Origin of the sequence: Vibrio sp. 10N.261.52.A1 (assembly GCF_002876325.1) — a bacterium.
In the GTDB taxonomy this organism is placed as follows: Bacteria; Pseudomonadota; Gammaproteobacteria; order Enterobacterales; family Vibrionaceae; genus Vibrio; species Vibrio chagasii.
Genome location: NZ_MCYD01001110.1, coordinates 2,141 through 5,087 on the forward strand (window position 1 = coordinate 2,141; position 2,947 = coordinate 5,087).

At 44.3% G+C, this 2,947-nt stretch carries 4 protein-coding genes; 2 read left to right on the forward strand and 2 right to left on the reverse strand.

Annotation, left to right across the window (positions count from 1 at the left end; translation table 11 throughout):
* Positions 1 to 432 (forward strand): methyl-accepting chemotaxis protein (locus BCT81_RS23790; protein ID WP_241908266.1); only part of this gene is annotated, 432 nt, incomplete at its 5' end.
* Positions 433 to 568: 136 nt separating this feature from the next.
* Here BCT81_RS23790 and BCT81_RS23795 read toward each other — a convergent pair.
* Positions 569 to 1,420: an alpha/beta hydrolase gene (locus tag BCT81_RS23795; RefSeq protein ID WP_102426071.1), complete on the reverse strand. Its 852-nt coding sequence runs from the start codon at positions 1,418 to 1,420 to the stop codon at positions 569 to 571.
* A gap of 101 nt (positions 1,421 to 1,521) precedes the next feature.
* Between BCT81_RS23795 and BCT81_RS23800 the strand changes: the two genes are divergently transcribed.
* Positions 1,522 to 2,415 (forward strand): LysR family transcriptional regulator, encoded by an 894-nt coding sequence (locus BCT81_RS23800; RefSeq protein ID WP_102426072.1) that lies wholly within the window; start codon positions 1,522 to 1,524, stop codon positions 2,413 to 2,415.
* A 27-nt stretch (positions 2,416 to 2,442) separates the two neighbouring features.
* Here BCT81_RS23800 and BCT81_RS23805 read toward each other — a convergent pair whose 3' ends face one another.
* Positions 2,443 to 2,844, reverse strand: coding sequence for an ACT domain-containing protein (locus BCT81_RS23805; protein ID WP_102426073.1), 402 nt, complete (start codon positions 2,842 to 2,844; stop codon positions 2,443 to 2,445).
* Between the last annotated feature and the right edge of the window lie 103 nt (positions 2,845 to 2,947).

Here is a 2,947-nt window from a genome sequence, read left to right on the forward strand (position 1 = left end):
GGTGAACAAGGTCGTGGCTTTGCCGTAGTAGCTGATGAAGTTCGTGTGCTTTCTCAACGCACTCACTCTTCAACGGAAGAGATCAAGGCAACGATCGATGTTCTACAGCGCACAACAGCACAAGCCGTTGAACTGATGGAAACGAGCTCTAAGCTAGCACTACATTCTGTAGAAGATGCAGACCGAGCTTCTCTAGCGCTAGAAGAGATCAACACGTCTGTTGCCTTGATTAGTGATATGGCGACTCAAATTGCGACTGCAGCAGAAGAGCAAACCCATGTGACGGGTGAGATAACTCAGAATATTACGACCATTAAAGATGTGACTGACCACTTGGTGGTAGGTGCTCAGGACAGTTTAACTGAGTCGAATGAACTTAAGAGCCAAGCCGCTGGTTTAAGTGACAAAGTGGCGACTTTTAAGCTTGCTTAAGCGTCTAATGGACTGATGCCTGATCAGCCAGTTTGCGTTAAGCAATAAGCCAAAGCGACGTACATTACGTCGCTTTTTTTGTGCTTCCTTGTTGCAGTCTTCTCATTTTCGAATGTCTGTTAGACAGGTTGTTGGTTTAACCTAGTAGGTGATGACACATTAGCTCGACAAACTCGTTTGGTGCTTCAAACATCGGAGTATGAGATACACCTTTAAGCGCCACTAGCTCAAGAGAGCCAAATGTATTTTTTAAAGGTGACCACGTATCCAAAGGCGCGATGCTGAAATCAAGCTCACCAATGGCGACAGTAACATTCAGTTGGTTAGCATTGGGCAGCGTAGCGAGGTTTATTTCGCTAAAAGCATTACCCCAGAGCGAATCCAGTAAAGCCGTATTGGTCGTAACTTGCTCCCAAAGAGGGAGCTCATTAAAGCAAGGATCTGCCCAACGCATCGGCCCTAATCTATGACACAAGTGCGCAAACTTCCTATGTGGTTCTCTGTTTATATCGTGTTCAAGCTTACCAAGGCTTTGCTCCAAAAGGTGCTTTCGCTCGTTTGAGGCATTGTTCTCCCAGTAAAGCAATTGCTTGGCTTTCATCGCCTCCGACAGGTTTGGCGGAGCACCTACTACCATTACTTTATTAATCTGAATATCGGTCAAACTCGCGAAATGGAGTGCCATGTACGCGTGTCCGGAATGCCCCAGAATACTGGTTTTACGAATATTGAAATGATCGCAGGTAGCTTCAATATCCTTGGAAATAATGTCTAGAGTGATGGTGTTGTTATGCTTGTCGTTTAAGGTTTGAGCAAAGCCTCGATGATCTAGGTACAGACAAGTAAAGTGATCGTGAAGCCTTGTTGGAATCACTCTTTTGTAATAATCAACACTGCCAATAATCAATAATTTCGGTCCTTTACCATGCTGCTCTACTTTGAGTTGGTATCCATCGCGCTCAAAAATTTTCGATTTGATTGCTGTCATAATTTGTTCTCCTTAGCGAATTTTCTGTACCTTATCGTGATAAATAATCCTGAAAAATAGGTTAATATGAGATTCAGTATTGGCAGCTTTGGGATAATGAATTGGAAAGGATCGATAATGCTTGGTTGAACTCATTTATTTGTGTCTTTGAACAGAGTAGCTTTGTAAAGGCATCAGAACGCTTGCTAATTCCTAGCTCAACGGTAAGTAGGCATGTTCAACAGCTTGAAGCTGAGCTTGGCAATAAGTTGTTCTACCGGACAACCAGAAAGGTGACGCCAACTTCGGCCGGTGAAATGCTTTACAACGAAATCCGAGAGCCTCTTCGTCAATTGAGCCAAACATTGCAAAACGTCAGCATTTCAACGGAGTCAATGAAAGGCAGTATTCGCGTGAGCTCACCAGATATCCCTTTCATTGGTGATGTGCTCGCTGATTTTGCTCTTAGCTACCCAAATGTTTCTCTGTTTTGCGAACACAGTACGTCGATAGAAAGCGCGTTAAACAGCGATCCTGATATCGTTATTAGTTTTGAGCGAGGCTCGCTTGATGATCGTGACTGGGTTTCACGGCCATTGTGTCAATGGGAGAGTTCGGTTTTAGCTTCGCCATCTTGTCTGGCGGAATATGGTTCACCGACCACAGTTGAGGAGCTATCAGCAATGCCGTGTATTTCAAGTTACAAAGCTTTTGCTGGTAATCCCTGGATATTTAGTGATGTAGAAGGCTTGAAGAGTGTGACCATTAAGTCAGACATCAATGTTGATGGCGGGTTTATCGCTAAAGCTATAGCTGTCAAAGGGTTAGGTTTTGTGGCGTTACCAAGAGAATTCTGTCGAGATGAGTTGGACCGGGGCTCGTTAGTTGAACAACGGTTAGACCTTGAATTAGCCCCACTAACGATTTACATCCATTATCGGTCAATGAGCTATCACACGCATCTCACCAAGCTCTTGGTCAGCTTTATACGTGAACGAGCGAACTCATCTACTTAGATCGCTTATGTTACTAGCTCACTTCTGCTAGTTCGCTTCTGAGAATTCTCGAAGTGCGCTCATAGCTTGATCAGCTTTGTGCTTCTGGACGAAGATATGATCGTGATAATAGCCTGCAATCACATTGGCACTGATGCCGTACGAGCCAAGTTTAGTAGCAAAGGCGGCTGTCAGCCCTACGGCTTCTAGGCTCGAGTGTACCGATAAAGTGATCATGCTAAACACACCGTCGAAACTTAACTGCGCTTGAGTCGCCACTTCTTCTGTCAGCACCAAAGTTAACCCTTCTTTTTCTCGAAAGGTCGCCATCGGATTGAGGTGGACATAGTCGGCTAGTCCTCCATCTACCGTACAAAAAACATAACCACCTTCAATGAGCTCAGGTGACATGGACTTTAACAGAATGTCTAAATCGGTAATGGCGGTCATCGTTTTCCCTGTGTAATCGCGTTGGTTTATGGTGTGGGTAATGTAGCCAAGATAGAGATAAGCTGCCTGCGAGTACAATTAATAATATTTATTCACTATAAGT